The sequence below is a fragment of the Kumtagia ephedrae genome (assembly GCF_003012745.1).
Taxonomy (GTDB): Bacteria; Pseudomonadota; Alphaproteobacteria; order Rhizobiales; family Rhizobiaceae; genus Kumtagia; species Kumtagia ephedrae.
On the sequence record NZ_PXYK01000013.1, the window covers coordinates 66,584 to 90,290 of the forward strand.

Annotated in this window: 24 protein-coding genes; 11 read left to right on the forward strand and 13 right to left on the reverse strand. The window is 67.6% G+C overall.

Features of this window, described 5'->3' with window-relative positions:
* Positions 1-927: an N-acetylmuramic acid 6-phosphate etherase gene (locus tag C7I84_RS14760; RefSeq protein ID WP_106772965.1), complete on the reverse strand. Its 927-nt coding sequence runs from the start codon at positions 925-927 to the stop codon at positions 1-3.
* A gap of 199 nt (positions 928-1,126) precedes the next feature.
* On the opposite strand from C7I84_RS14760, the gene C7I84_RS14765 reads away from it, so the two are divergent.
* Genes C7I84_RS14765 through nagA form a run of 4 tightly spaced genes read left to right on the forward strand, consistent with a single transcriptional unit; the run spans position 1,127 to position 4,977 of the window.
* Positions 1,127-2,008 (forward strand): glucosamine kinase nucleotide-binding domain-containing protein, encoded by an 882-nt coding sequence (locus C7I84_RS14765; protein ID WP_106772966.1) that lies wholly within the window; start codon positions 1,127-1,129, stop codon positions 2,006-2,008.
* Entirely contained in the window at positions 2,001-2,786 is a 786-nt protein-coding gene (locus C7I84_RS14770; protein ID WP_106772967.1) for a GntR family transcriptional regulator, read from the forward strand. The genes C7I84_RS14765 and C7I84_RS14770 overlap by 8 nt, the downstream gene beginning before the upstream one ends.
* Complete coding sequence (locus C7I84_RS14775; protein ID WP_106772968.1) at positions 2,783-3,811, forward strand: SIS domain-containing protein; 1,029 nt, start codon at positions 2,783-2,785, stop codon at positions 3,809-3,811. The genes C7I84_RS14770 and C7I84_RS14775 overlap by 4 nt, the downstream gene beginning before the upstream one ends.
* Positions 3,811-4,977, forward strand: coding sequence for an N-acetylglucosamine-6-phosphate deacetylase (nagA, locus tag C7I84_RS14780; RefSeq protein WP_425351346.1), 1,167 nt, complete (start codon positions 3,811-3,813; stop codon positions 4,975-4,977). The genes C7I84_RS14775 and nagA overlap by 1 nt, the downstream gene beginning before the upstream one ends.
* 36 nt (positions 4,978-5,013) lie before the next feature.
* Here nagA and rpe read toward each other — a convergent pair whose 3' ends face one another.
* Entirely contained in the window at positions 5,014-5,691 is a 678-nt protein-coding gene (gene rpe / locus C7I84_RS14785; RefSeq protein WP_106772969.1) for a ribulose-phosphate 3-epimerase, read from the reverse strand.
* A gap of 41 nt (positions 5,692-5,732) precedes the next feature.
* On the reverse strand, positions 5,733-7,244 hold the full coding sequence (amaB, locus tag C7I84_RS14790; protein ID WP_106772970.1) for an L-piperidine-6-carboxylate dehydrogenase: 1,512 nt from the start codon (positions 7,242-7,244) through the stop codon (positions 5,733-5,735).
* Between the two features lie 317 nt (positions 7,245-7,561).
* Between amaB and C7I84_RS14795 the strand changes: the two genes are divergently transcribed.
* The gene (locus C7I84_RS14795; protein WP_106773051.1) at positions 7,562-8,371 is read left to right on the forward strand and encodes a sterol desaturase family protein; all 810 of its coding nucleotides are present in this window, start codon (positions 7,562-7,564) and stop codon (positions 8,369-8,371) included.
* Positions 8,372-8,412: 41 nt separating this feature from the next.
* Here C7I84_RS14795 and C7I84_RS14800 read toward each other — a convergent pair whose 3' ends face one another.
* The 4 genes from C7I84_RS14800 to C7I84_RS14815 form a co-directional block, all read right to left on the reverse strand.
* Complete coding sequence (locus tag C7I84_RS14800; protein ID WP_106772971.1) at positions 8,413-8,673, reverse strand: DUF2442 domain-containing protein; 261 nt, start codon at positions 8,671-8,673, stop codon at positions 8,413-8,415.
* A gap of 45 nt (positions 8,674-8,718) precedes the next feature.
* On the reverse strand, positions 8,719-8,898 hold the full coding sequence (locus tag C7I84_RS14805; protein WP_245428450.1) for a DUF4160 domain-containing protein: 180 nt from the start codon (positions 8,896-8,898) through the stop codon (positions 8,719-8,721).
* The gene (argB, locus tag C7I84_RS14810) at positions 8,898-9,791 is read right to left on the reverse strand and encodes an acetylglutamate kinase (protein ID WP_106772972.1); all 894 of its coding nucleotides are present in this window, start codon (positions 9,789-9,791) and stop codon (positions 8,898-8,900) included. The genes C7I84_RS14805 and argB overlap by 1 nt, the downstream gene beginning before the upstream one ends.
* Positions 9,792-9,875: 84 nt before the next feature.
* A complete protein-coding gene (locus tag C7I84_RS14815; RefSeq protein ID WP_106772973.1) occupies positions 9,876-10,307 on the reverse strand; it encodes an anthrone oxygenase family protein in 432 nt (143 codons plus the stop codon).
* A 143-nt stretch (positions 10,308-10,450) separates the two neighbouring features.
* Between C7I84_RS14815 and C7I84_RS14820 the strand changes: the two genes are divergently transcribed.
* The 4 genes from C7I84_RS14820 to C7I84_RS14835 all read left to right on the forward strand — a co-directional run bounded on the left by C7I84_RS14820 (position 10,451) and on the right by C7I84_RS14835 (position 13,373).
* The gene (locus C7I84_RS14820; RefSeq protein WP_425351347.1) at positions 10,451-11,032 is read left to right on the forward strand and encodes a sigma-70 family RNA polymerase sigma factor; all 582 of its coding nucleotides are present in this window, start codon (positions 10,451-10,453) and stop codon (positions 11,030-11,032) included.
* Positions 11,029-11,739 (forward strand): anti-sigma factor, encoded by a 711-nt coding sequence (locus C7I84_RS14825; protein WP_106772975.1) that lies wholly within the window; start codon positions 11,029-11,031, stop codon positions 11,737-11,739. The genes C7I84_RS14820 and C7I84_RS14825 overlap by 4 nt, the downstream gene beginning before the upstream one ends.
* 300 nt (positions 11,740-12,039) lie before the next feature.
* Positions 12,040-12,591: a fasciclin domain-containing protein gene (locus C7I84_RS14830; protein WP_106772976.1), complete on the forward strand. Its 552-nt coding sequence runs from the start codon at positions 12,040-12,042 to the stop codon at positions 12,589-12,591.
* Between the two features lie 227 nt (positions 12,592-12,818).
* Complete coding sequence (locus C7I84_RS14835) at positions 12,819-13,373, forward strand: putative quinol monooxygenase (RefSeq protein ID WP_106772977.1); 555 nt, start codon at positions 12,819-12,821, stop codon at positions 13,371-13,373.
* Here C7I84_RS14835 and C7I84_RS14840 read toward each other — a convergent pair.
* The 3 genes from C7I84_RS14840 to C7I84_RS14850 all read right to left on the reverse strand — a co-directional run bounded on the left by C7I84_RS14840 (position 13,298) and on the right by C7I84_RS14850 (position 17,173).
* Positions 13,298-14,053 carry a hypothetical protein gene (locus tag C7I84_RS14840; protein WP_133170100.1) on the reverse strand — a complete coding sequence of 252 codons (756 nt, stop codon included), beginning with the start codon at positions 14,051-14,053 and terminating at the stop codon, positions 13,298-13,300. The two genes, C7I84_RS14835 and C7I84_RS14840, sit on opposite strands and share 76 nt — an antisense overlap.
* A 254-nt stretch (positions 14,054-14,307) precedes the next feature.
* Positions 14,308-15,888, reverse strand: coding sequence for a DHA2 family efflux MFS transporter permease subunit (locus C7I84_RS14845; RefSeq protein WP_106772979.1), 1,581 nt, complete (start codon positions 15,886-15,888; stop codon positions 14,308-14,310).
* 22 nt (positions 15,889-15,910) lie between these two features.
* A complete protein-coding gene (locus C7I84_RS14850; RefSeq protein ID WP_425351348.1) occupies positions 15,911-17,173 on the reverse strand; it encodes an HlyD family secretion protein in 1,263 nt (420 codons plus the stop codon).
* A 116-nt stretch (positions 17,174-17,289) separates the two neighbouring features.
* Between C7I84_RS14850 and C7I84_RS14855 the strand changes: the two genes are divergently transcribed.
* A complete protein-coding gene (locus C7I84_RS14855) occupies positions 17,290-18,018 on the forward strand; it encodes a TetR/AcrR family transcriptional regulator (RefSeq protein ID WP_106772981.1) in 729 nt (242 codons plus the stop codon).
* Positions 18,019-18,175: 157 nt separating this feature from the next.
* Here the strand turns inward: C7I84_RS14855 and yihA are convergent, their stop codons facing one another.
* Both yihA and C7I84_RS14865 read right to left on the reverse strand, forming a co-directional pair.
* The gene (gene yihA / locus C7I84_RS14860) at positions 18,176-18,835 is read right to left on the reverse strand and encodes a ribosome biogenesis GTP-binding protein YihA/YsxC (protein ID WP_106772982.1); all 660 of its coding nucleotides are present in this window, start codon (positions 18,833-18,835) and stop codon (positions 18,176-18,178) included.
* Complete coding sequence (locus tag C7I84_RS14865) at positions 18,832-19,470, reverse strand: CatB-related O-acetyltransferase (protein WP_106772983.1); 639 nt, start codon at positions 19,468-19,470, stop codon at positions 18,832-18,834. The genes yihA and C7I84_RS14865 overlap by 4 nt, the downstream gene beginning before the upstream one ends.
* 21 nt (positions 19,471-19,491) lie before the next feature.
* Here C7I84_RS14865 and C7I84_RS29705 point away from each other — a divergent pair, with 21 nt between their 5' ends.
* On the forward strand, positions 19,492-19,887 hold the full coding sequence (locus C7I84_RS29705; protein WP_133170101.1) for a lipoprotein: 396 nt from the start codon (positions 19,492-19,494) through the stop codon (positions 19,885-19,887).
* A gap of 141 nt (positions 19,888-20,028) precedes the next feature.
* Here C7I84_RS29705 and C7I84_RS14870 read toward each other — a convergent pair whose 3' ends face one another.
* Positions 20,029-23,676 (reverse strand): hydantoinase B/oxoprolinase family protein, encoded by a 3,648-nt coding sequence (locus tag C7I84_RS14870; RefSeq protein ID WP_106772984.1) that lies wholly within the window; start codon positions 23,674-23,676, stop codon positions 20,029-20,031.
* Positions 23,677-23,707: the final 31 nt, after the last annotated feature.

The following is a 23,707-nucleotide window of genomic DNA, read 5'->3' on the forward strand; positions in this document are numbered from 1 at the left end:
TCAGGTTCGATTGTGATGAGAGCGGGTGCTCCCCTCTTCGAGACCGGCGAGCGCCGGCCTGAGCTTTTGCCCGGCCTCGGCCAGGAGGCGGGTCGCGGTGCCGAGGTCGTCCGCCCCGGCGGCAAGCAGGATCGCCGGCTTGACGGCGCCGCCGGTCTTTTCCAGGAGCCGCTGAGCCTCGTCCCGGCCGCAGCCGGCGATCGCCGCCACGATGCGGGCGGCGCGGTCGCGCAGTTTCATGTTGTCGGGACGCAGGTTGACCATGTAGCCGTCGTGGACATGGCCGAGATGGATGGCGACCAGGGTCGAGAACATGTTGAGGGCGATCTTCTGCGCCGTGCCCGCGCCCATGCGGGTCGACCCGGCGATCATTTCCGGCGGGGTGGCGAGAACGATGCCGACATCGCCGCGCGTCGCCAGCGGCGTACCGGCATTGTTGGCGATGCCGATCGTGGCGGCACCGCGCCGGTGCGCTTCGTCGAGGGCGGCCACCGCATAGGGCGTCGTTCCGGAGGCCGACAGCGCGATCAGGCAGTCGCCGGCGTCGAGGCCGTTCTCCGCCACTTCCCTGGCAGCCTCCGCCGCGTCGTCCTCGGGCGCGCCCGGCAGGTCGACGAAAGCCTGCCTGCCGCCGGCGATCAGCACCACCACCCGCTCAGACGGGATGCCGTAGGTTCCGGGAAGCTCGAGCGCGTCGGCCAGCGCCATCAGGCCGGAGCTCCCGGCCGCCGCATAGAAAAGGCGGCCGCCCACGGCGAGCCGGCCGGCGGCGATTTCCGCGGCCAAGGCGATCGCATCGACGGCGGCATGGACGCTATTCGCGGCCTCGACCTGGGCATCGGCCAGCAAGCGCAGGATGGACGCAGGCGGCTGCTCGTCCAGCCCCTTCGCCTTTGCGTTCACCGCTTCCGTGCCGGCATGCGCCATCAGATCCCCTCCATTCGGCGACCATACCAAAAAAATACCACTTGTCCAGCGCGGCATTTACGATTTGGTCACGGCTGAGCCACCAAACCGAAGCCCGCGCAACCATATCAGCTACTTACATGATCCATTCCCTGGCCAAAAATTAACGCTTGGAGAATGGTATTTTATTGGTATTATCAAGAAAGAGGAGCATTTCCGCGTGGACCTGGTACTGGGCATCGATGGTGGCGGCACGAGCTGCCGGGCGGCGGTCGCCACATCCCGCGGGGAGATTCTCGGCCGCGCCAGGAGCGGCGCCGCCAACATCCGCACCGACCTGACCGGCGCCCGCGCCAGCATCGTCGAGGCGGCGCGGCTGGCCTTCATCGACGCCGGCCTTGACCCGGAGCGGATCGCCGAGACGCCGGCGGTTCTAGGGCTCGCCGGCAGCAATGTCGGCACCTACCGCCAGCAGCTCGAGGCCATCCTGCCCTTCCCGCGCTGCGCCGTCGAGAGCGACGGGCTGATCGCGCTGGAAGGCGCGCTCGGCGGCAGCAACGGCGCCATCGCCATCCTCGGCACCGGCAGCGTCTACATGATGCGGCGCGGCGACATGGTGCGCTCCGTCGGCGGCTGGGGGTTTCTGGTCGGCGACCAGGCGAGCGGCGGCCGCATCGGCCGCGATCTGCTCGAGGAGACGCTGCTTGCCTATGACGGCATCCGCCCGGCCTCCCCGCTGACCGACGCGCTGCTCGCCGTCTTCCGCGGCAATCCGCGCGACGTGGTCGAGTTCACCACCACGGCCAAGCCGGGCGATTTCGGCGGCTTCGCGCCGATGGTATTCGACCATGCCACGAAGGGCGACGCTGTCGCCGAATTCATCGTCGCACGCGGGGTGGCGGCCATCGAGGCGTCGCTGGTCGTGCTGGGACTCGGCGACGACGAGCCGATCAGCCTGCTCGGCGGCCTGGCGGCGCTCTATGCGCCGCGCCTTTCGCCAAACTACCGCGAACGCCTGCGCCAGCCGCGGCAGGACGCGCTGGGCGGCGCCGTGTCGATGGCGGCCCGCCGCTTCGGCGCCGGGAGGCCGGCGCATGGCTGACCTCGCCGATACGATCTTCGGCGCCCTGAAGGGTGCGGGCCCCAACGGCGCGCCGCTCTACCTGAAGCTGAAGCGCTCGATCGAGGAAGCCGTCCGGCGCGGCGTCCTCCTTCCCGGCGATGCGCTGCCCTCGGAGCGCGACATCGCCGCCAAGGCCGATATCTCGCGCGTCACCGTGCGCAAGGCCGTGCAGGATCTGGTCCGCGACGGGCTGCTGGTGCAGCGCCACGGCTCCGGCACCTTCGTCGCCCGCGCCGTCGAGCGGGTCGAGCAGTCGCTGTCGCTGCTGACCTCCTTCACCGAGGACATGGCGCGGCGCGGCAAGACGCTGCGTTCCGAATGGCTCGACCGCGGCATCTATGCACCCTCACCCGAGGAGATGATGGTGCTCGGGCTCTCTCCTCAGGAATCGGTGGCGCGGGTGAGTCGGCTACGGATCGCCGACGGAACGCCGCTGGCCATCGAGCGCGCCGCCCTGCCGGCAATGGCCCTGCCCGATCCGACCGCCGTCGGCTCCTCGCTCTACGCGGCGCTGGAAAAGACCGGCAGCCGGCCGGTGCGCGCCATACAGCGCATCTCGGCGGCCAATCTGGGCGCCGCGGACGCGCGGCTGCTCGACCTGCCGACCGGCACCGCCGGCCTGCACATCGAACGCATCTCCTACCTGGCGAGCGGCAAGGTGGTGGAGTTCACGCGATCGATCTACCGCGGCGACACCTATGATTTCGTCGCCGAACTGAGACTGGGGGATTCCGCTGGCACGAGGAGCGAGCCATGAACGATCCCACCCATATGCGCCGCGAAATCGCGGAGATCCCCGAAGCCGCGGCAAGGCTGCTGAATGGCGGCGGCAAGGCGCTCGAGGCTGCCGGGAAAGGCATTCGCGACCTCGATCCTTCCTTCGTCATCAGCGTGGCGCGCGGCTCCTCGGACCATGCCGCCTCGTTCCTGAAATACGCGGTCGAGCTCACGGCCGGCATCCCGGTCGCCTCGGTCGGCCCGTCGGTCGCCTCCATCTACGGCGCCAACCTGAGGCTGGCCGGCTCGCTCTGCCTGACCATCTCGCAGTCCGGCAAAAGCCCCGACATCGTCGCCATGGCGGCGCAGGCCAAGGCCGGCGGCGCGCTGACCGTGGCGCTGACCAACACGCCGGATTCGCCGCTGGCGCGTGCCTCCGACTATCCGATCGACATACTGGCCGGGCCGGAGCGCAGCGTCGCCGCCACGAAAACCTTCGTCAATTCGGCGCTGGCCGGCCTCGTGCTGATGGCGCATTGCACCGACGATGCCGACCTGCTCGCCGCGCTGCGGCGCCTGCCCGAGCAGTTCCGCCAGGCGATCGATTGCGACTGGATGGAGATCGCCGCGGCCCTGGAGGATGCGCCTTCCCTCTTCATCCTGGGACGCGGCCCCTCCTATGCGATCGCCAGCGAGGCGGCGCTGAAATTCAAGGAAACCTGCGGCATGCACGCCGAGGCCTACAGCGCCGCCGAGGTGATGCACGGCCCGCTGGCGCTGGTCGGTCCCGGCTTCCCGGTGCTGGCGCTGGCCGCGCGCGACGCCTCGGAAGCCTCGGTCGCCGAGACCTCCGATGCATTGGCCGCGAAGGGTGCCGCCGTCTTCGCCACGTCGCGGCGCACCGCGCAGGCGCGCATGCTGCCGCATGTCGCCACCGGTCATCCCCTGACCGACCCGCTGCCGCTGATCGTCTCCTTCTACGCCTTCGTCGAGGCTTTCGCGCGCCGGCGCGGCCTCGATCCCGACCAGCCGCGCAACCTGCGCAAGGTGACGGAGACGCGCTGATGCGGTCGTTCGCGATTTCCGCGCCAAAAATCTTCGACGGCGAGGTATGGCACGAGGACGCCGCCGTGCTGGTGCGCGATGGCGATGTCGAGGCCGTGGTCGCGCGCTCGAAGATCCCCGCCGGGACGATTGTGACCAGGACGGACGGCATGCTGGCGCCGGGCTTCGTCGACCTGCAGGTGAACGGCGGAGGCGGCGTCATGCTGAACGACCGGCAGGACGTTGAAACCATCCGCACCATCTGCGCCGCGCACGCCCCGTTCGGCACGACCGCGCTGCTGCCGACGCTGATCACCGACTCGCCCGAGATCACCGCGCGCGCCGTCGATGCCGGCGCCGCCGCGGCCGAGGCCGGCGTGCCCGGCTTTCTCGGCCTGCATCTCGAGGGACCGCACCTGTCCTTCGCCCGCAAGGGCGCCCACGACATACGCCTCATCCGGCCGATGACCGATACCGACGAGGCTTTCCTGCTTCGTGCCCGCGCCCGCCTGCCGGCGCTGCTGACGACGGTGGCGCCGGAATCGGTCGAGCCGGAGCGCGTAGCCCGGCTTGCCGGCGCGGGGGTGGTTATGAGCCTCGGCCATTCCGATACGCATCATGCGATCGCACAGGTCTATGCTGAGGCCGGCGCCGGCTTGGTGACGCACCTCTTCAACGCCATGAGCCAGATCGGCAACCGCGAGCCCGGCTTGGCTGGAGCGGCGCTGAGCTGCGGCACCTTGTGGGCAGGATTGATCGCCGACGGCTTTCACGTCGACCCCGCGACCATCGGCATCGCCATGCGGGCGAAGGTCGGGCCGGCGCGCATCTTTCTGGTCACGGACGCCATGGCGCCGACCGGCACGGACATGACCTCCTTCACGCTCAACGGCCGCACGATCTTTCGCAATGGTGGCCGCCTGACGCTGGAGGACGGCACGCTGGCCGGCGCCGATCTCGACATGATCTCGGCGGTGCGCTTCATGCACCGGTCGATCGGCCTCGATCTCGGCGAGGCGCTGAAGATGGCCTCGCTCTATCCGGCCATGGCGATGGGCGTGGAGGTGCGCCACGGCCGGCTCGCCGGCGGCAGCCGCGCCGACATCGTGCAGTTGTCTGACCACCTCGACGTCGAAGGCGTCTGGATCGGCGGCGACAAGGTTTTTAGCCGGCACGCTACCGCGTAGCGGTCCCGCTGCTCGGTATGCCGACAAGCTGGATTTCTACTTCGCCCCAGCGTCAGCCGCCGCCCGGATCGCCTCGATGTTGGCGCGATAGGCGTCGGTCGAGCCGCTCTTGAACACCGCCGAGCCGGCGACCAGCACGTCGGCGCCGGCCGCAGCGACCAGCGGCGCGGTGTCCGGCGTGATCCCGCCATCGACTTCGATATGGATCGGCCGGTCGCCGATCATGGCCTTCACGCGGCGGATCTTCTTCAGCATGGCCGGGATGAAGGCCTGGCCGCCGAAACCAGGATTGACCGTCATGACCAGGATCAGGTCGAGCCGGTCGAGCACATGCTCGATTGCGCTCTCCGGCGTCCCCGGATTGAGCGACACGCCAGCCTTCTTGCCGAGGTTCTTCACGGTCTGAAGCGAGCGGTCGAGATGCGGGCCGGCTTCGGCGTGGATGGTGATCAGGTCGGCGCCCGCCTCGGCGAAGGCGGCGATGTAGGGATCGGCCGGCGCGATCATCAGGTGGCAGTCGAACAGTTTTTCGGTACGGCCGCGGATCGCCTTCACCACCGGCGGGCCGAAGGTGATGTTGGGCACGAAATGCCCATCCATGATGTCGAGATGCACCCAGTCGGCACCGGCGGCGACGACCGCCTCGACCTCGTCTCCCAGCCTCGAAAAATCCGCCGAGAGGATCGACGGCGAGATGATCGTCTTCCTGGTCATGGCAAACCTTCCGCCGTCGTTCCTGTCGATTCCTTAAGGGCTCAGTCGATGTCGAACGACACGCCCTGCGCCAGCGGCAGCGCCTTCGAATAGTTCACCGTGTTGGTGGCGCGGCGCATGTACGCCCTCCAGGCATCGGAGCCGCTCTCGCGACCGCCGCCCGTCTCCTTCTCGCCGCCGAACGCGCCGCCGATCTCGGCCCCCGACGTGCCGATATTGACGTTGGCGATGCCGCAGTCGGAACCTTCCGCCGACAGGAAACGCTCCGACTCCATCAGGTCGCGGGTGAAGATCGATGACGACAGACCGGCGCCGACGGCGTTGTGCTCGGCGATCGCCTGGTCGAGCTCGCTGTATTTCATGACGTAGAGGATCGGTGCGAAGGTCTCCTCCAGCACCGGACCTGTCTGCTTCGGCATCTCCACCAGCGCCGGACGGACATAATAGGCTTCGGCGCCGCCGGTGTCCACGCGCTCGCCGCCGGTCACCGTGCCGCCTTCAGCCTTGGCCGCGTCGAGCGCCTTCTGCATGCCCTCGAAAGCCACCCTGTCGATCAGCGGGCCGACCAGCGCGCTGGTTTCCAGCGGGCTGCCTACCGACACGCTCTGATAGGCCTTCCGCAGGCGCGGCACGAGCGTGTCGTAGACGCTGTCGTGCACGAACAGGCGCCGCAGCGTCGTGCAGCGCTGGCCGGCCGTGCCCATGGCGCCGAAGGCGATGGCGCGGACGGCCATGTCGAGATCGGCACTTGGGCAGACGATGCCGGCATTGTTGCCGCCGAGCTCGAGGATTGCACGGGCGAAGCGTTTTGCCAGCCGCGGCCCGACCGCGCGGCCCATGCGGGTCGAGCCGGTGGCCGAGACCAGCGGCACTTTCGGATGGTCGACCAGCACCTCGCCGATCGCACCGTCGCCGATCAGCACCTGCACGAGCCCGTTCGGCACATCGGCTGCGCGCTCGGCCGCGCGGGCGAAGATGGCCTGGCAGGCGAGCGCCGTCAGCGGCGTCTTCTCCGACGGTTTCCACACCACGGAGTTGCCGCACACCAGCGCCAGCGCCGCATTCCACGACCAAACCGCCACCGGAAAGTTGAAGGCGGAGATGACGCCGACGACGCCGAGCGGGTGCCAGGTCTCCATCATGCGGTGGCCGGGGCGCTCGGTGGCGATGGTCAGGCCGTAGAGCTGCCGTGACAGGCCGACGGCGAAGTCGCAGATGTCGATCATCTCCTGGACTTCGCCGAGTCCCTCGGACGGGATTTTTCCGACCTCGATCGACACCAGCCGGCCGAGATCGGCCTTGGCGGCGCGCAGTTCCTCGCCGAGCAGCCGCACCAGCTCGCCGCGCTTCGGTGCCGGCACGTTGCGCCAGGCGCGGAACGCCGCGTCGGCCTCCTCGATCATCGCCGCCGCGTCGCCCGCCGAGATCGTCTTCAGCGCCGCGATCTGCTCGCCCGTCACCGGACTGCGAACGACGAGATCGCCGCCGGCAAGACGATCCGCCCGAACTCCCAGCCTGCCGAGCAGTTCCGTGGTCTCGCTCCTGATGTCCATCGAACGTCTCCTTACGCTTGTGTCGGGCGCTGTCCGCATTCCGACGTCGCCGGCGTGCCCCATCTTCAGTGCCGCCGCGGCTCGATTGGGTGCGGCTATATCGCGATACGGCGCGAAAATTCCACCGGATTCCACCTGAGGACAGCCATTTTCCGCTGCGCATGCACGAAGCGGTGGACTGGGTGCCATCCTCCGCAACCCTTGCTGGCTTCCAAGCTTGCGGCTGTCGCTTCCCGTGTTAAGGTTTTGTCTTGCAGGCTCGCAATCGTTTTTCGCAAAGGCGGAGCCGACGGGGGTTAGGTGTGGGGGTCGCCGGCGTGATTGGCGAGTTCGTGGTGCTGCTGGCGGCGGTCTACCTCGCCACGGTCGCGCTGTATTTCGCCCTGGGCGTCGGCATTAGCTGGCTCAACGACCGCAATCCGCAACGCCGCATCCAGCAGCGGCGGCGCGGCGAAAGGCGCATGCTGGCGGAAATCCGCCAGAGCATGGCCTCGATCCTGGTATCCAGCCTTTCTCTGGCGATCGGTCTCCATGCCCAGATGCAAGGCTGGGCACCGATCCCCTGGGCGCTGGACTGGTGGACCGCCCTGCCGCTGTTCCTGCTTTGCATGGTGCTGTTCGACACCTGGTTCTATTTCGCCCATCGGCTGCTGCACACCAGACCCTTCTACCGCTTCCACGCGCTGCACCACCGCAGCGTCGCGCCGACGGTGTGGAGCAACGATTCCATCGGCCTGGTGGATACCGCGATCAGCCAGGGTTTTTACGCGGTGATCGTCTTCCTCGTGCCGTTTCCGCCGGTCATCCTGCTCGCGCACAAGGCCTTCGACCAGATCAACGGCACGTTCGGGCATGCGGGTTTCGAATATTTCGCCGCGCCGACGGCGCGCAGCCCCTGGCCGATGCTGTGCACGACCTACCACGACCAGCACCACGCGCAGTTCCGCTACAACTACGCGAACTACTTCTCGTTCTGGGACCGCATGCTGGGGACGATCGCGCCCGGCTATGACAGGCGGGTGGAGACGTTGGAAAGGACCGCGGCGCCGCTGAACCTGTCTGCCCCGGAAGCCGGTGCTGGCGACGAGATCTTTCCGGACAAGCGCGCCGTCCCCCCGGCCGAGTGACCGGCCACCGGATTTCACGTCGGCGTCGCGAAGTCGGCGGACTACTCCGCTGCCTGTCTGGAGCCCGGCCGTGTCTGGTCGCCGTGTCCGGCCAGCAGGCCCTGGATCGAGATATCCTCGTCGAGCGCTTCCCAATGCAGCCCGCGCGTGCTGATGGTCACCGCTTCGCGTTCTGCGCTTGCCGCGCGCAGCAGCCGCGGAAACCATGCGAGAGGAACACTCAGCACCCGCCCGTCGGACAGGTCAACCCGCATGCTGTCCTGATCGAAGTCAACTTTGACAGCCCTAACCGAAGAATTCATACCAAGCCTGCTCGATTTCGTCGCGACGCCTCACGATGATTTCGGTCAGTTCGCGAAGCGTCTTGGCGTTGAAGCCGTCATTGTAGCTACCACGACATCCGGCCTGAGCCAAAATTTGGCATCGATGTCGTCCTTCATCACGTGGATGTGGGGCGGTTCGCGAGGCTCCCCTTCGTTCGAATAGAAGTGGAACCGGAAGCCCTTGTGTCGAAAGACGACCGGCATCACGGCACGATCAGCGTCCCGGCCCCATGCTCGGTGAACAACTCCAGCAGCACGGCGTGCGGCGTCTTGCCGTTGAGGATGACCACCCCTTCGACGCCACGGTCGATCGCCTCGATGCAGGTCTCGACCTTCGGGATCATGCCGCCGGAGATGGTGCCGTCGGCGATCAACGCCTTGGCCTGCGCCACCGACAGTTCGTCGATCAGCTTCTTGTCGCCGTCGAGCACGCCGGGAACGTCGGTCAGGAACAGCAGCCGCTTCGCTTCCAGGGCGCCGGCGATGGCGCCGGCGAAGGTGTCGGCATTGATGTTGTAGGTATGGCCGTCGCGGCCGGGCGCCACCGGCGCGATCACCGGGATCATCTCCGAGCGGGCGAGCAGGTCGAGCAGCGTGCGGTCGACCTCGACCGGTTCGCCGACGAAGCCGAGGTCGAGCACCCGCTCGATGTTGGAATCGGGATCGCGCACCATCTTCTTCGCCTTCTCGGCGAAGACCATGTTGCCGTCCTTGCCGCACAGTCCGATCGCCCATTCGCCCTCGGCGTTGATGAGCGCCACGATCTCCTTGTTGATGGAGCCGGCCAGCACCATCTCGACGATCTCGACGGTCTTCTGGTCTGTCACCCGCAGGCCACCCTCGAATTTCGACTCGATGCCCATCTTGGTGAGCATGGCGCCGATCTGCGGCCCGCCACCATGCACGACGATCGGATTGACGCCCGATTGCTTGAGCAGCGCGATGTCGCGGGCGAAGGCACGGCCGAGTTCCGGATTGCCCATGGCGTGGCCGCCATACTTCACCACCACCGTCTTGTTCTCGTAGCGCTGCATGTAAGGCAGGGCGCGGGACAGCAGGGCGGCTTGCGCGGCGGCGGTTTCGGCGATGTCCATCAGGTCCTCCGAGGTGATCCGCGGCGCGTCTTAGCGATAAAGCCGGCGGCTAGCAAATGGCGTCGCGGCCATTCGCCGATCGACGATCTACCAGGACGAAGCCAGCAGGAAGATGACGGTCGCGGCGAGGCCGAGAGTGGTGCGCACGGCATGCAGGCCGGCCCATTTCCGCAGGAGATCGCGGCTGTCCGGTCCCGCCTGCGCCGGGTCCATCCCCATCAGCACGTCGTTGACCGGCCGGATGGCGATCAGGGTGAAGGGCCAGTTGGCGACCAGCACCAGCGCGCCGGCGAGCCATGGCCAGCCGCCGGTCTGCCACCAGGCGGCGAGCCCGAGCAGGAAGCCGACAAGCGCCAGCGTCGCCTGCATGGCGTAGCCGCGCTTGTAGGAGGGCTTCCATTGCGCCAGCAGGGCGCGGTCGTCGAGGGAAAGCCGGGCCGGATGCTCGACCAGATTGATGTAGACGGCCGCGCCTGAAAACAGGGCCGCGACGACGAGGGCGAGATGGCCGGCGATCATGACGTCTCCAATCGGCGCTGATCAGTTTCGACGATGGTATGCCGGCCGAAGCCGCGCGCAAGGTCCCATGCGCCAGACGCGGACGGAAGCGGATGTGCGGCCGCCAGTGGTGATGGTCCGAAATCGTGATAGTCTGGCCGTGCATGGAACCGAAAGCGTCAGCCTCCGCAGGTGACCGGTCTCCGGTGGGACAGCCGGATGTCACGCGGCTGATCGTGCGCGTCTCGATGAAGGATCGCGCCGCCTTCGACCTCCTCTACCGCCAGACCAGCGCGAAACTCTTCGGTGTCTGCCTGCGTGTCTTGAACGATCGTTCCGAGGCCGAGGAAGCGCTGCAGGAGGTATTCGTCAAGATCTGGACCAAGGCGGATCGCTTCGCCGCCTCCGACCTCAGCCCGATCTCCTGGCTGGTGGCGATCGCGCGCAACCATGCGATCGACCGGCTGCGCCAGCGCCGGCAGACGGCGGCCGGCATCGAGGAAGCCGCCGAGATCGCCGATCCGGCTCTCGATCCCGAGGCGCTGGCGGCGGCCGGCGGCGAGGCCGGGCGCATCCACCGCTGCCTCGAGGAACTCGACACCGACCGGGCCGAAGCGGTGCGCGGCGCCTATATCCGGGGAGAGAGCTATGCGGAACTGGCAGCTCGCCATGGCGTGCCGCTGAACACCATGCGGACCTGGCTGCGGCGCAGCCTGCTGAAACTCAGGGAATGCCTCGAACGATGAGCATCGTGGAAGACAGACTGCCGGACGAAGGTGGCGACGACCTGCTCGCCGCCGAATTCGTGCTCGGCGTGCTGTCCGCCGAGGAACGGGCAGCGGCGGCGCGGCGCATCGAGGCGGAGCCGGCTTTCGCGCGGCTCGTCGAGCGCTGGGAGGGCGATCTCGCGCCGATGTCTGCCGCCTACGCGCCCGTCGAGCCGCCGGCCTCGGCGAAGGCCGGGCTCGACAGGCGGCTGTTCCCGGAAGGCGGGGAACGGTCGCGGCCGCGCCTGTGGTCGAGCCTCGCCTTCTGGCGCGGGCTGGCGGCCGCGGCGGTCGCCGCTTTGGCCCTCGCCATCCTGCTGCCCTTCGCTGTGCGCCCGCCCGCTCCGCAGGACCGTCTGGTCGCCTCGCTCTCGGCGGCGGACAGCGACGTTCGCTACGTCGCCCTGTACGATCCCGCCGCAGGCCAGGTCGACCTGCGCCATGTCTCCGGCGAAAGGGCCGCCGGCCGAGACTTCGAACTCTGGGTCATCGAAGGCGCCAACCAGCCCATCTCCATGGGCGTCATCCCGGCCGGCGAAACGGCACAGCTTCCGGTCGAGGCGGAGGTCGGCGGAAGGCTCGCCGCGGGCGCCAAGCTGGCGATCAGCCTCGAACCGGCGGGCGGCTCGCCGACCGGCCTGCCGACCGGCCCGGTGATCTCCCTGGGCGACCTGTTGCGGCTTTAGGGTCGGCACGCAGCGGCCAGCGAATGATGCTGCCCGCACTCCCTCTCCCGTTTCCACCTGTCTGACTCATACGTTCCACAGTTGAGCTTCGGCTTGCTGGTTGTGTGGGATTTTCTGATTGTCTTGCATTACCTCGCGATATGGCCCGGCCAACTTTTCCCGGGACGCTGTCCGGTGCTTCAAACATTCGCGATGCGCCGGGTTCCGTCGCGACATCGCCGCCCTGAAACTCTTCTGCGCTTTGTCTCGTAACTCTTTGTGTCGCCCGCCAGACGGGAAGCAACCAAGGAGAATCCCGAAATGCGCAAGGTCACCGCAGCCCTCTTCGCCTCCGCGTTCGCGCTCGCCGCGACGGCAGTCTATGCCGCGAACCCGATGGTAGGCGGAGCGCCGATGTATGCCGACAAGAACATCGTCGAGAATGCCGTGAATTCGAAGGACCACACGACGCTGGTCGCCGCCGTCAAGGCCGCCGGCCTGGTCGAGACGCTGCAGGGCGCCGGACCCTTCACCGTGCTTGCCCCCACCAACGAGGCCTTCGCGGCACTTCCGGCAGGCACGGTCGAGACACTGCTGAAGCCGGAGAACAAGGACAAGCTGACCAAGATCCTGACCTGCCACGTGGTCGGCGCCAAGGCGCTGTCGGCCGATATCATGAAGATGGTCGACGACGACAAGGGCGCGCATCCGGTCAAGACCGTCGGCGGCTGCACCTGGACCGCGAAATACCAGGGCGACAAGGTCATGATCGAGGACGAGAACGGCAACGTCGCCAACGTCACCATCGCCAATGTCGAGCAGTCGAACGGCGTCATCCACGTCATCGACAAGGTTCTGCTGCCGAAGATGTAATTCCCATCCCGGCCGAAGAGGCCGGGGCCGGAAACCCGCCGTCTCAGGCTATCGGACATGCGGGCGGTTTCCGGCTTCACCGCCCGCGCGTCCGACAAGCGCTCCGCACCCTTCGCGCCCCATCCGCGACCGAGGCGGAGCGCTTCGCTTTTCGCGTTCCCCGACGCGCTTGACCTCAACCGAGCTTGAGGTCCTAGCCTGACGCCCACCGTTTCAGGAGAGCGCGCATGGACTTCATCGACAACACCGTCAGCCCGGTCGTCTTCATCAACATCTTCACCGTGAAGCCCGGCTGCATGGACGAATTCATAGCCCTGCAGCAGGCCCATCTGCGGCGCTCGCGCGGCATCGTTCCCGGCTGGCGGGGCAGCCGGCTGCACCGCGGCCTCGACGGCATCACTGCGATCATGGTCAGCACCTTCGATTCGATCGCCGACCACCAGCGGGTGCACGGCACCGAGCGCTTCGCCGAGCATGTCGTCAAGGTGCGGCAGCTCATGGAGAAGAACGAGCCCGGGCTATTTCCTGCTCGCCGAGCATGTCGACATCGCCGAGGCGCGCAGCCGGCCGGTCAGCGCACCGGCGGCCTGAATCCGTCCGGCTTCGTTCGCCGGCAGCAGCCATCGTCGCCAAGCAGCGAAGAATCCGCTGTGGCCGTTCGCCTTGTGCCCGGAGGGGCGGCTTTCATATCGAGCAGACGCCGCCGTCACGATGTGTCGGGCGGCTCCAGTGCCCACTGCGCAAGCCCGTGCAGGACGTCCAGCACCTCGTGCACCTCGTGAACGGGCTTTTTTCGCCGCCAGCCCGGCGGGCGGCCGGGTTTCAGCGGCGAGAAGCGGCCGAACCGGCGCAGACCGCCGGTTTCCTGCTCGCGCGCCAGGGCGGCGTCGCGGCGTGCCCGCCAGCGGGCGAAGCGTCTTGCCTGGCCGGGCAGATCGTCGAGCGCCAAAATCAGCGCCCGCAGCCGCGCGTCCAGCCGCCTCGCGTCGATCGGATCTTTGGGCGACCAGACGGGGATGCGGAACGGCTCGCTGTAGCCGGGACAGGAGATGCGCGGCACGCCCCTGGGCGCCCGCCGCGGGCGGCGGTTCCAGGGTTTTAGCGGATCGAGCAGAGGCAGGGTCGCGCGCCGGGCGCGGGTTTTCGGCCGCGCCGGCATGCGGACGGGGCCGGCCCCGGGCCGGAATTTTGGCTGCGGCTTCTGCCGGGGCGGCGGCAGGGTCACGACGAGGCCACGCGCGGCCACGACGATGAGGCGCCGCACCGCCGCTTCGGCGGGGCGCAGGAGCCGGAGTATGGCGCGGTGGAGGCGGCGGGGAAGGGTGAGCGAGGGGTCAAGTGCCGGCGCAAGTGCCGGGGACAGTTTACTTTTTTCGGCCCGCGAAAACCTTGAAGCGGCTGTGCCCTTCTGCCGAAAGAAAGTAAACTGTCCCCTGAGTTCCTCGAAATCCAAGCCTGCCATGCGAGGATGCGTTTCAGCGCCTCGCGATTCTTCTCGATTGCCGCATCCCAGTCCACCGCCGCTCCTTTCCAGCACAGGCGGGGGATTGTCGCTCGGGTGGGCGAGAGGGGGATAAAATGAGGAAAAATCATCCTGACGGATGCTGACAACGGTCGCGGCGAACTCCCGGCAATTCCACCATTGTCCGGACATTCGCGTCCTGCTCGAAAGGGGCTAAATTGCAACGGCCGGGCGGCGAAGCCGGCGCAATCTGCTTAGTGGCCGCCGCCCCCGCCGGCTGCGGCCGGTGGCTTGCGCATCATCACGGCAAACAGCGCGAGCGAGGCGAACAGCATGGTCAGCAGGTAGAACACGTCCATGAACGACATCAGCATCGCCTGCTGATGCACCATGTTGCTCAGGTTCGACAGCGCCGCCGTCGCCCCGTCGATGCCGTGCGCCTGGAAGTTGGCAGCCATGTTGTCCAATTGCTGGACGGCTTCGGGATTGCGCCAGGTCACGTGCTCGGAAAGCCGCTCGTAATGCAGCACGCCGCGGTCGGTGAGCACGGTGTTGATGACGGCGAGGCCGACGGCGCCGCCGAGATTGCGCGTCAGGTTGAACAGGCCCGACGCGTTCTTGATCATGGACGGCGGCAGCGTGCCCAGCGCCAGATTGTTGATCGGCACCATGCACAGCATCAGCGACGTGCCGCGCAGGATCTGCGGCAGCAGCAGCTCGTAGAAATCCCAGTCGGCGGTGATGTAGGTCATGCGCCAGGTGCCGGCGGCGAAGCCGACGAAGCCGACCATCATCATCAGCCGCGGGTCCATCTTGCGCGACAGGAAGCCGGCGACCGGAGCGGTGAAGAACATCGCCAGGCCGCTGACGAACAGCGCCTCGCCGATCATCAGCGAATCGTAGCCGCGGATGCGCCCGAGGAAGAGCGGATAGAGATAGGTGAGCCCGTAGAGGCCGATGCCCATGACGAAGGAGAACACCGAGCCGAAGGCGAAATTGACGTTGCGGAAGGAGCGCAGGTCGACGATCGGCTCCTCGCGCGTGAAGGCGCGCCAGAAGAAGATCACGGCGCCCACGACCAGAACGATGGCGAAGACGAACACGCTCTCGTCCTGCAGCCAGTCGTTGTTCGGGCCTTCCTCGAGCACATATTCGAGCGAGCCGAGGAAGGCCGCCATGCCGGCCAGCCCCCACCAGTCGAACTTCGCCAGCAGGCCGTGCTCGGGCTTGTCGAAGTCGATCAGCGACCAGGCGGCGGTGGCCACGAGGATACCGGGAATCACGTTGATCAGGAACAGCCAGTGCCAGGACAAGGCATTGGTGAGATAGCCGCCGACGGTCGGCCCGATGGTCGGCGCCAGCGTGGCGACGAGGCCGATCATCGGCGACACCATGGCGCGCCGCGACGGCGGGAAGATGGTGAAGGCGGCGGCGAACACGCTGGGGATCATGCCGCCGCCGATGAAGCCCTGGATCGCCCGGTAGACGATCATCTGGTCGATATTGGTGGCGGTGGCGGCAAGCGCGCTTGCCGCGGTGAAGCCGGCGGCAGAGACGGTGAACAGCACACGCGTCGACAGCAGCCGCGCCAGGAAGCCCGACAGCGGGATCATGATGACCTCGGCGATCAGGTAGGCCGTCTGCACCCACGATATCTCGTCGGAGCTGGCGCTCAGCCCCGCCTGGATCTCGGCAAGCGAGGCCGAGACGATCTGGATGTCCAGGATCGCCATGAACATGCCGAACACCATCGCGAAGAAGGCGATGATGCGGCGGGTGTCCGGCATGGCGTCCTCGCGCCGCGGCGGCGCGCCGGTGATGGTTGCGGTGGCCATTGTCGTGCCTCCGGCAAGAACCTCAGTTCACCGCCGTGTCCGGCGTCTTGGCCGCGGTCGCCCCGCCGGCCGGCGGGGCGGTACGGCTGTCGACGTCGACGATCACCGAAAGGCCGGCCCGCAGCTTGCCCGAGGCCAGCGCTTCGGCGGAAACGTCGATGCGCACCGGCACGCGCTGCACCACCTTGGTGAAGTTGCCGGTGGCGTTCTCGGCCGGCAGCAGCGAGAACACGGCGCCGGATGCCGGCGCCAGCGAGGACACGGTGCCCTCAAGTTCGGTGCCGTCGATGGCGTCGACCGACAGCCTCACCTTTTCGCCGGGGACGAGATGGCCGAGCTGCGTCTCCTTGAAGTTGGCGACGACGTACAGCTTTTCCATCGGCACGACCACCGCGAGCTTCTGGCCGGGCGACACCAGGTCGCCCTGCTCGACGGCGAAATTGCCGACCACGCCGTCATAGGGCGCGCGCAGCACGGTGAAGGACAGATCGCGCGCCGCCTTGTCGCGGGCGAGCTCGAGATTGCGCAACGTCGACTGCGCTTCCTGGTACTGCGCCTCCAGCACGCCGATATTGGCCTGGGCGCTCTGGATCTGCGCGTCGGCACCGGCGAGCGTCGCATCGGCCTGCTCGAGCGCGGTGTTGGCGTCGTCGACCTGCGCCTGCGTGGCAACCCTGGTCTTGAGGAGCTGGGTCGCGCGGCCGGCGGCGAGCTGGGCGTTGTGCTGCCCGGCCACGGCCGAGGCCTTCTGCGCCTGCGCCTGGGCAAGGGCCGCGCGCGCCGCCTCGGTTTGCGCCTGGATGCGGACGAGCGACTTGTTCTGCACGTCGACCTGCGCCTGCGCCTGCTCCAACGCGATGCGGTAGTCGCCGTCGTCGATGGTGATCAGCGGGTCGCCTGCCTTGACGTGCTGGTTCTCCAGAACGTCGCGGCGCGCCACGTAGCCGGTGATCTTCGGTGCCACGAAGGCCATGTCGGCCTGCACATAGGCGTCGTCGGTCGAGATCATGAAACGGCCGTCGGTCCAATAGTCGTAACCGTACCAGCCGGCAGCCGCGAGCAGGCCGGCCGCAATAATGGGCAAAAGAAACCTTTTCGCAGAACGCTTCTTGTTCTTGGGCGCGGAAACGTTAGTCTCTGCCGCAGGCGGCGCGATGGGTAAGGGACGCTCCGCCACCGGCGCTGGATGCTCGACATCCGGCACGGACTTCATGGCGGGGAACGGATGGACAGCAGACACGGCAGGCGTCTCGGATGCGGCGGGTTTCGCGGTGCGGACGGACATGATTCGGGGAGCCTAGCAATTGAACTGAACCGTTCGGTTCGAAGTTGACATAGCGTAGGGAAGCGACCATATCAAGACCAATCGAACCGATCGGTTCGAAATAATTCGAGGAGCAAATGTCTGCCGAACCGAAGGTCCTGGAGGACCGGATCATTGAGACAGACGAATGCGGCCGCAAGGGCCGCCCCGCCGCGGGCCAGGATCCCGCCAAGCGTCGCCAGATCATGGAAGGCGCGCGCCGCGTCTTCATCAACATGGGCTTCGACGCCGCGTCGATGAACGACATCACCCGCGAGGCGGGCGTGTCGAAAGGCACGATCTATGTCTATTTCGCCAACAAGGAAGAGCTGTTCGAGGCCCTCATCGAGGAAGAGCGGCGAACCATCTATGCCGACCTCTATCAGGTGCTGGAGCGCGACGGCGAGGTGCGCGAGATCCTGCTCGCCTATGGCCTGGCACTGGCGAGGAAAATCACCTCGCCCACCGTGCTGAAGGCGCAACGCACGGTGATCAGCATCTGCGAGCGCATGCCGGAGGTGGGCGTGCGCTTCTACGAACGCGGGCCCAAGCGCGGCCACGACAAGCTCGCCGCCTATCTGACGCGCGAAGTGGAAGCCGGGCATCTCGCCATCGCCGACATCGACCTGGCCGCCTACCAGTTCGCCGACCTGTGCATGGCGCGCCTGTTCCGCCAGTGCCTGTACGGCTATCGCAGCACGACACCGAGCGAAGCCGAGCTGGAGCGGGTGGTGACGGCGGGGGTGGACGTGTTTTTGAAGGCGTACGGGGTGGAGAAGGAGGGTCCAGGGGACGGTTTTGCCGGTCTACCGACAACCCGAAATTAGCGCAGGACGTTCGCGACAGGGATGGCGCAGGTGCCGGGGACAGTTTACTTTCTTTCGGCAGAAAAGCCGCAGCAGTTCAGAAGTCGCGCGGGCCGAAAAAAGTAAACTGTCCCCTGCGTTTCCGTTCGAGTGCCGCTGTCCCCGGCATTCGCGATCCCTACTGCGTCGCCGCCAGCGTGATCGCCGCGCGCAGGTCGTCGATGCCGGCACTTTTCTCCGACGAAGTCGCGATGATCTCCGGATAGGCCGCCGGGCGCTTCCTCGTCTTCTCCGCGGTTTCCGCCAGCAGTTTAGGCACGCCGGCCGCCTTGATCTTGTCGATCTTGGTGAGCACGATCTGGTAGGAGACGGCCGCCTTGTCGAGCAGCGTCAGCACCTCCTCGTCGAGCGGCTTGATGCCGTGGCGGGCGTCGATCAGCACATAGACCCGCTTCAGCGTCACCCGCCCGCGCAGATAGTCGAGCACCAGCTTCGTCCACCGCTCGACCTCGGTCTTCGGCGCCTTGGCGTAGCCGTAGCCGGGCATGTCGACCAGCGCCAGCGGCGGCAGGTCGCCTGCCTCGCCCGAATGGCCGTCCGGCACGAAATAATTGAGCTCCTGGGTGCGGCCGGGCGTGTTCGACGTCCGCGCCAGCCCCTTCTTGCCGACCAGCGCATTGATCAGCGAGGATTTGCCGACGTTGGAACGGCCGGCAAAGGCGATCTCGGCGGGTCCCTGCGGCGGCAGCAGCGTCATCGACGGCACGCTGCGGATGAAGACCCACGGCTTGCCGAAATAGCCGGCCTCCGGCGTCGCCTGCGCGGCCGGCGCATTCATTGCGCGGCCTCCAGCGCGGCGAGATCGGCGCCGCGGATGGCATCCAGGTTGCGGCTGATCCTGTCGACCGGCCAGTCCCACCAGGCGAGCGCCAGCAGCCGCGCCACGGTCGCGGCATCGTAGCGCGTCCGCACCACCCGCGCCGGATTGCCGGCGACGATCGCATAGGGCGGCACGTTCTGCGTTACCACCGAGCGCGCCGCCGCGATCGCCCCGCTGCCGATCTTCACGCCGGGCATCACCAGGGTCTCCATTCCGAGCCAGACATCGTGCCCCACGATGGTGTCGCCGCGCACCTCCCGCCGCCAGGTGTCCACGTCGAAGCCTTCCTCCCAGCCATGGCCGAAGATGTTGAACGGATAGGTCGAGAAGCCGGACATCGCATGGTTGGCGCCGTTCATGATGAATTTCACGTCCTGCGCCAATGCGCAGAAGCGGCCGATCACCAGCCGGTCGCCGATGAAGGGATAGTGGTAGAGCACGCATTTCTCGAGGAAATGCTCCGGGCCGGCCGGGTCGTCATAGTAGGTGAATTCGCCGATCTCGATGTTCTCTGCCTCGACCAGCGGCTTCAGGAAGCCGACGCGCGGATGCATCGGCATCGGATGCTTGATGTTCGGCAGCGGCCCCTTCATCGAAATCCCGGATGTCTTGCCTTGAAAGAAGCGTGCAGCCTGTTCCGCCGTATGGGATTCGGCACCAGCTGTCGCCGGCGATCCGGCCTTCCCAGTGAATGCCCGGTTCATCGCACGGGCATTCCGACCGTTCAAGCGAAAACGCCGGCGCCGCTCGCGGCGGATCTGTCGATATTGTCTCGCAGAGCCGAGTGTGAGAAGAAGTCGCGTCGCCTTGTTGCCATCCGACAAGGCACGGACCGACACTGCCGAGATCGGGAAACCATGATGACGATGCGCCGGCTGCTCTTGATCGCACTCTCCGCCGCCATTCTGGCCGGCTGCCAAAGCGGCGGCGGCGCGGACGTGAGCGCCTCGGAATGCGACCCGCGCGCCACCGACAGCGGGCGCTGCGTGCCCGGCACCTATCCGCAATAGCCTGCGCATCATGTCGGCTGCGGCTGGCCGGGAGCGCTCGTCCGGCCGTCGGCCGTCACGATGCAGATTTCCGGGCGCCGCATCCCGCCGCGATCTCCGATCACCGGGCGCGCCGGCTCATCGTGGCGAGCCGACGGCAGCTCAATCCGCATCCTCGGGCCTGCCAAAACCCCCGCCGGTCGGCGTCACGATGGTGATGGCCTCCCCTGCGTCGAGCTCGGTCACGGCGCAGCCGGCGAGCTCTTCCAGCGCGCCGTCCAGGCGCCGCACCACGTTGCGGCCCAGCGCGCCGGGCTCGCCGCCCAGCGTCCCGAACGGCGCGACCTTGCGGTGGCCCGACAGGATCGAGCACGCCATCGTCTCGCGGAACCGGATGGTGCGGCTGGTGCCGTCGCCGGCGTTCCAGCGGCCACGGCCGCCCGAGCCGGCGCGGATGTGGAAATCCTCGAGCACGACCGGAAAGCGCGCCTCGAGGATTTCCGGATCGGTCAGCCGCGAATTGGTCATGTGGGTATGCACGGCGCGCGTGCCGCTGAAGCCGGGCCCGGCGGGGGCGCCGGAGCAGATCGTCTCGTAGTATTGGTACTTGTCGTTGCCGAAGGTGAGATTGTTCATGGTGCCCTGCGCCGACCCCAGCGCCTCCAGCGCGCCGAACAGGCAATTGGTCACCGCCTGGCTGACCTCGACATTTCCGGCCACCACCGCCGCCGGCCATTGCGGCGAGAGCATGGAGTTCTCCGGCAGCACGATGCGGATCGGCCGCAGGCAGCCGGCATTCATGGGAATGGCGTCGTCCACCAGCGCGCGGAAGACGTAGAGCACGGCGGCGCGCGTCACCGGCTCCGGTGCGTTGAAATTGTCGTTGCGCTGCCCCGAGGTGCCGGTGAAGTCCACCACCGCTTCGCGCCTGTCGTGATCGACGTCTATCCGCACCTGGATGGCGCAGCCCTGGTCCATCGGATAGCTGAAGGATGAATCCCTGAGCTTGCCGATGACACGACGAACGCTCTCCTCGGCATTGTCCTGGACGTGCCCCATATAGGCGATCACCGCTTCGAGGCCGAACTGCTCGACCATGCGGCGCAGCTCGGCCACGCCCTTCTCGTTCGCCGCGACCTGGGCCTTGAGGTCGTTGACGTTCTGCACGACGTTACGCGCCGGATAGCGGGCGCCCTGGAGAAGTTCCAGCAGCGCCTCCTCGCGGAAGGCGCCCTCCTCCACCAGCTTGAAATTGTCGATATAGACGCCCTCTTCCTCGATGGTCCGCGCCGACGGCGACATCGAGCCGGGCGTCGTGCCGCCGATATCGGCGTGGTGGCCGCGCGAGGCGACCCAGAACAGGATCGAGGCGCCGCCGCTGTCGAACACCGGCGTGCAGACGGTGATGTCCGGCAGATGCGTCCCGCCGCGATAGGGCGCGTTGAGCGCATAGACGTCGCCGGGCAGGATCGCCGCGTTCTGCCGGATGACCGCCTCGACGGAGCGGTCCATCGACCCCAGATGCACCGGCATATGCGGTGCGTTGGCGACCAGCGCGCCGTCGGCGTCGAACACGCCGCAGGAAAAATCGAGCCGTTCCTTGATGTTGACCGAATAGGCGGTGTTCTGCAGCGTGACGCCCATCTGCTCGGCGATGGACATGAACAGATTGTTGAATATCTCCAGCATCACCGGATCGGCCTCGGAGCCGATCGCGGTTGCTTTCGGCAGCGCCAGATAGCGCTCGAGCACCAGATCGCCCTGCGCCGTCAGCCTAGCCTGCCAGCCGGCCTCGACGACCACGGTCTGATGGGATTCGATGATGAGCGCCGGCCCCTGCACCAGATGTCCGGGCGACAACGCTTCGCGGTGATGCACCGCCGCATCGTGCATCCGGCCGTCCGAGAAGAAGCGTGTCCGGCCGGCCGGCCGCGGCGGCGCCATGATGTCGGGCTGGCGGGAGGATGCCGATGCGGGCGCCGCGGTGCCGCTGCTCGCCTCCACCGAGACCGCTTCGACGATGAGCGCCTTGCTGCGGTCGAGGAAGCCGAAGCGCGCGCGGTGCGCCGTCTCGAATCGGCCGCGCATGTCATCGACCGACATGGCCCGTCCGGCCCGTTCGAGGCGTTCGCCGCCCCCGGCGGTGAAAGCCGCGACGGCAAGCGGCGTGTCGGTCCCGGCATAGCGGACATGGGCCTGGACGCTGACCGCGATCCGATCCTCGGCCACGCCCTGCCGCACCAGCTCGGCGCGCGCCTCCTTCCCCAGCTCGCGCGCGACGTCCAGAATGTCGGCGGCGCGTCCGGCGGCAAGCGGCGCCTCGAGCGCCTTCTGGCGCACGCAGCGTATGTCCGCCAGGCCCATGCCGTAGGCCGACAGCAGGCCCGAGAACCGGTGCACCAGCACCGATTTCATCGCCAGCGCGTCGGCGACCTGGCAGACATGCTGTCCGCTCGCGCCGCCGAAGCCGTTCAACGCGTAGCGCGTGACGTCGTAGCCGCGCTGCACGGAGATCTTCTTGATCGCCTCGGCCATGTTGTTGACGGCGATCTTCAGGAAACCGTCGGCGATCTCCTCGGCGCTGCGCCCATCGCCGATCTCCGCCGCAAGCGCTTCGAATTTCTCGCGCACCAGTGCCGCGTCCAGCGGCTGGTCCTCGCCGGGGCCGAAGATCGGCGGGAAAAATTCGGGCCGCAGCTTGCCGACCATCACATTGGCGTCCGTGACGGTCAGCGGTCCGCCCCGGCGGTAGGAGGCGGGGCCGGGATTGGCGCCGGCGGAATCCGGGCCGACGCGGAAGCGTGAGCCGTCATAGTGGAGGACCGAGCCGCCTCCCGCCGCCACGGTGTGGATCAGCATCATCGGGGCCCGCATGCGGACACCCGCCACCTCGGTCTCGAAGGCGCGCTCGTACTCGCCGTCGAAATGCGCGACATCGGTGGACGTGCCGCCCATGTCGAAGCCGATGACCTTGGCGAAGCCGGCCTCGGCGCCGGTCTGCGCCAGCGCGACGATGCCGCCGGCTGGCCCCGACAGGATGGCGTCCTTGCCCTGGAACCGCGCCGCCTCGGTGAGCCCACCCGACGACATCATGAACAGGATGCGCGCGCCGGTGCGCTTCACCTCCAGCTCGTCCTCCACCTGCGCCACGTAGCGGCGCAGGATCGGCGACAAATAGGCGTCCACCACCGTGGTGTCGCCGCGCCCTACGAACTTGACCAGCGGCGAGACCTCGTGGCTGACCGAGACTTGCGGAAAGCCCAGTTCGTGCGCGATGCCGGCGGCGCGGCGCTCGTGCTCGGGGTAGCGATAGCCATGCATGAAGACGATGGCGACCGATCCGTATCCGGCGGCGCGCATGTCCCGCAGCGCGGCGCGCACCGCACCGTCGTCCAGCGCCTTTTCCACCGTGCCGTCGGCCAGCACGCGCTCGTCGACTTCGGCGACCCGGCTGTAGAGCAGGTCGGGCTTGACCACGTTGCGCGCGAAGATGTCGGGGCGCGCCTGGTAGCCGATGTCGAGCGCATCGCGGAAGCCGCGGGTGGTCAGCAGCGCCGTCGGCTCGCCCTTCCGCTCCAGCAGGGCATTGGTGGCGACGGTGGTCCCCATGCGCACCTCGCCGATCGCGCCCGCCGGGATCGGCTCGCCCGCCTTCAGGCCGAGCACGAGCCGGATGCCATGGACGGCGGCGTCACGATAGGATTCCGGGTTGTCGGATAGGACCTTGCGGGCATGCAGGCGCCCGTCCGGCGCCCGCCCGATGACGTCGGTGAACGTGCCGCCTCTGTCGATCCAGAAATCCCAGGTCATGGCGCAGCTGTACGAAGGGCCCGCACGCGAC

What these genes read in the sequence shown, in the direction of transcription:
- C7I84_RS14760 (WP_106772965.1), bottom strand. Translation starts at nt 927, where the DNA reads ATGGCGCATGCCGGCACGGAAGCGGTGAACGCAAAGGCGAAGGGGCTG.
- C7I84_RS14770 (WP_106772967.1), top strand. Translation starts at nt 2,001, where the DNA reads ATGGCTGACCTCGCCGATACGATCTTCGGCGCCCTGAAGGGTGCGGGC.
- C7I84_RS14775 (WP_106772968.1), top strand. Translation starts at nt 2,783, where the DNA reads ATGAACGATCCCACCCATATGCGCCGCGAAATCGCGGAGATCCCCGAA.
- nagA (WP_425351346.1), top strand. Translation starts at nt 3,811, where the DNA reads ATGCGGTCGTTCGCGATTTCCGCGCCAAAAATCTTCGACGGCGAGGTA.
- rpe (WP_106772969.1), bottom strand. Translation starts at nt 5,691, where the DNA reads ATGACCAGGAAGACGATCATCTCGCCGTCGATCCTCTCGGCGGATTTT.
- amaB (WP_106772970.1), bottom strand. Translation starts at nt 7,244, where the DNA reads ATGGACATCAGGAGCGAGACCACGGAACTGCTCGGCAGGCTGGGAGTT.
- C7I84_RS14800 (WP_106772971.1), bottom strand. Translation starts at nt 8,673, where the DNA reads ATGAATTCTTCGGTTAGGGCTGTCAAAGTTGACTTCGATCAGGACAGC.
- C7I84_RS14805 (WP_245428450.1), bottom strand. Translation starts at nt 8,898, where the DNA reads ATGCCGGTCGTCTTTCGACACAAGGGCTTCCGGTTCCACTTCTATTCG.
- C7I84_RS14815 (WP_106772973.1), bottom strand. Translation starts at nt 10,307, where the DNA reads ATGATCGCCGGCCATCTCGCCCTCGTCGTCGCGGCCCTGTTTTCAGGC.
- C7I84_RS14820 (WP_425351347.1), top strand. Translation starts at nt 10,451, where the DNA reads ATGGAACCGAAAGCGTCAGCCTCCGCAGGTGACCGGTCTCCGGTGGGA.
- C7I84_RS14825 (WP_106772975.1), top strand. Translation starts at nt 11,029, where the DNA reads ATGAGCATCGTGGAAGACAGACTGCCGGACGAAGGTGGCGACGACCTG.
- C7I84_RS14830 (WP_106772976.1), top strand. Translation starts at nt 12,040, where the DNA reads ATGCGCAAGGTCACCGCAGCCCTCTTCGCCTCCGCGTTCGCGCTCGCC.
- C7I84_RS14835 (WP_106772977.1), top strand. Translation starts at nt 12,819, where the DNA reads ATGGACTTCATCGACAACACCGTCAGCCCGGTCGTCTTCATCAACATC.
- C7I84_RS14840 (WP_133170100.1), bottom strand. Translation starts at nt 14,053, where the DNA reads ATGGCAGGCTTGGATTTCGAGGAACTCAGGGGACAGTTTACTTTCTTT.
- C7I84_RS14845 (WP_106772979.1), bottom strand. Translation starts at nt 15,888, where the DNA reads ATGGCCACCGCAACCATCACCGGCGCGCCGCCGCGGCGCGAGGACGCC.
- C7I84_RS14850 (WP_425351348.1), bottom strand. Translation starts at nt 17,173, where the DNA reads ATGTCCGTCCGCACCGCGAAACCCGCCGCATCCGAGACGCCTGCCGTG.
- C7I84_RS14855 (WP_106772981.1), top strand. Translation starts at nt 17,290, where the DNA reads ATGTCTGCCGAACCGAAGGTCCTGGAGGACCGGATCATTGAGACAGAC.
- yihA (WP_106772982.1), bottom strand. Translation starts at nt 18,835, where the DNA reads ATGAATGCGCCGGCCGCGCAGGCGACGCCGGAGGCCGGCTATTTCGGC.
- C7I84_RS14865 (WP_106772983.1), bottom strand. Translation starts at nt 19,470, where the DNA reads ATGAAGGGGCCGCTGCCGAACATCAAGCATCCGATGCCGATGCATCCG.
- C7I84_RS14870 (WP_106772984.1), bottom strand. Translation starts at nt 23,676, where the DNA reads ATGACCTGGGATTTCTGGATCGACAGAGGCGGCACGTTCACCGACGTC.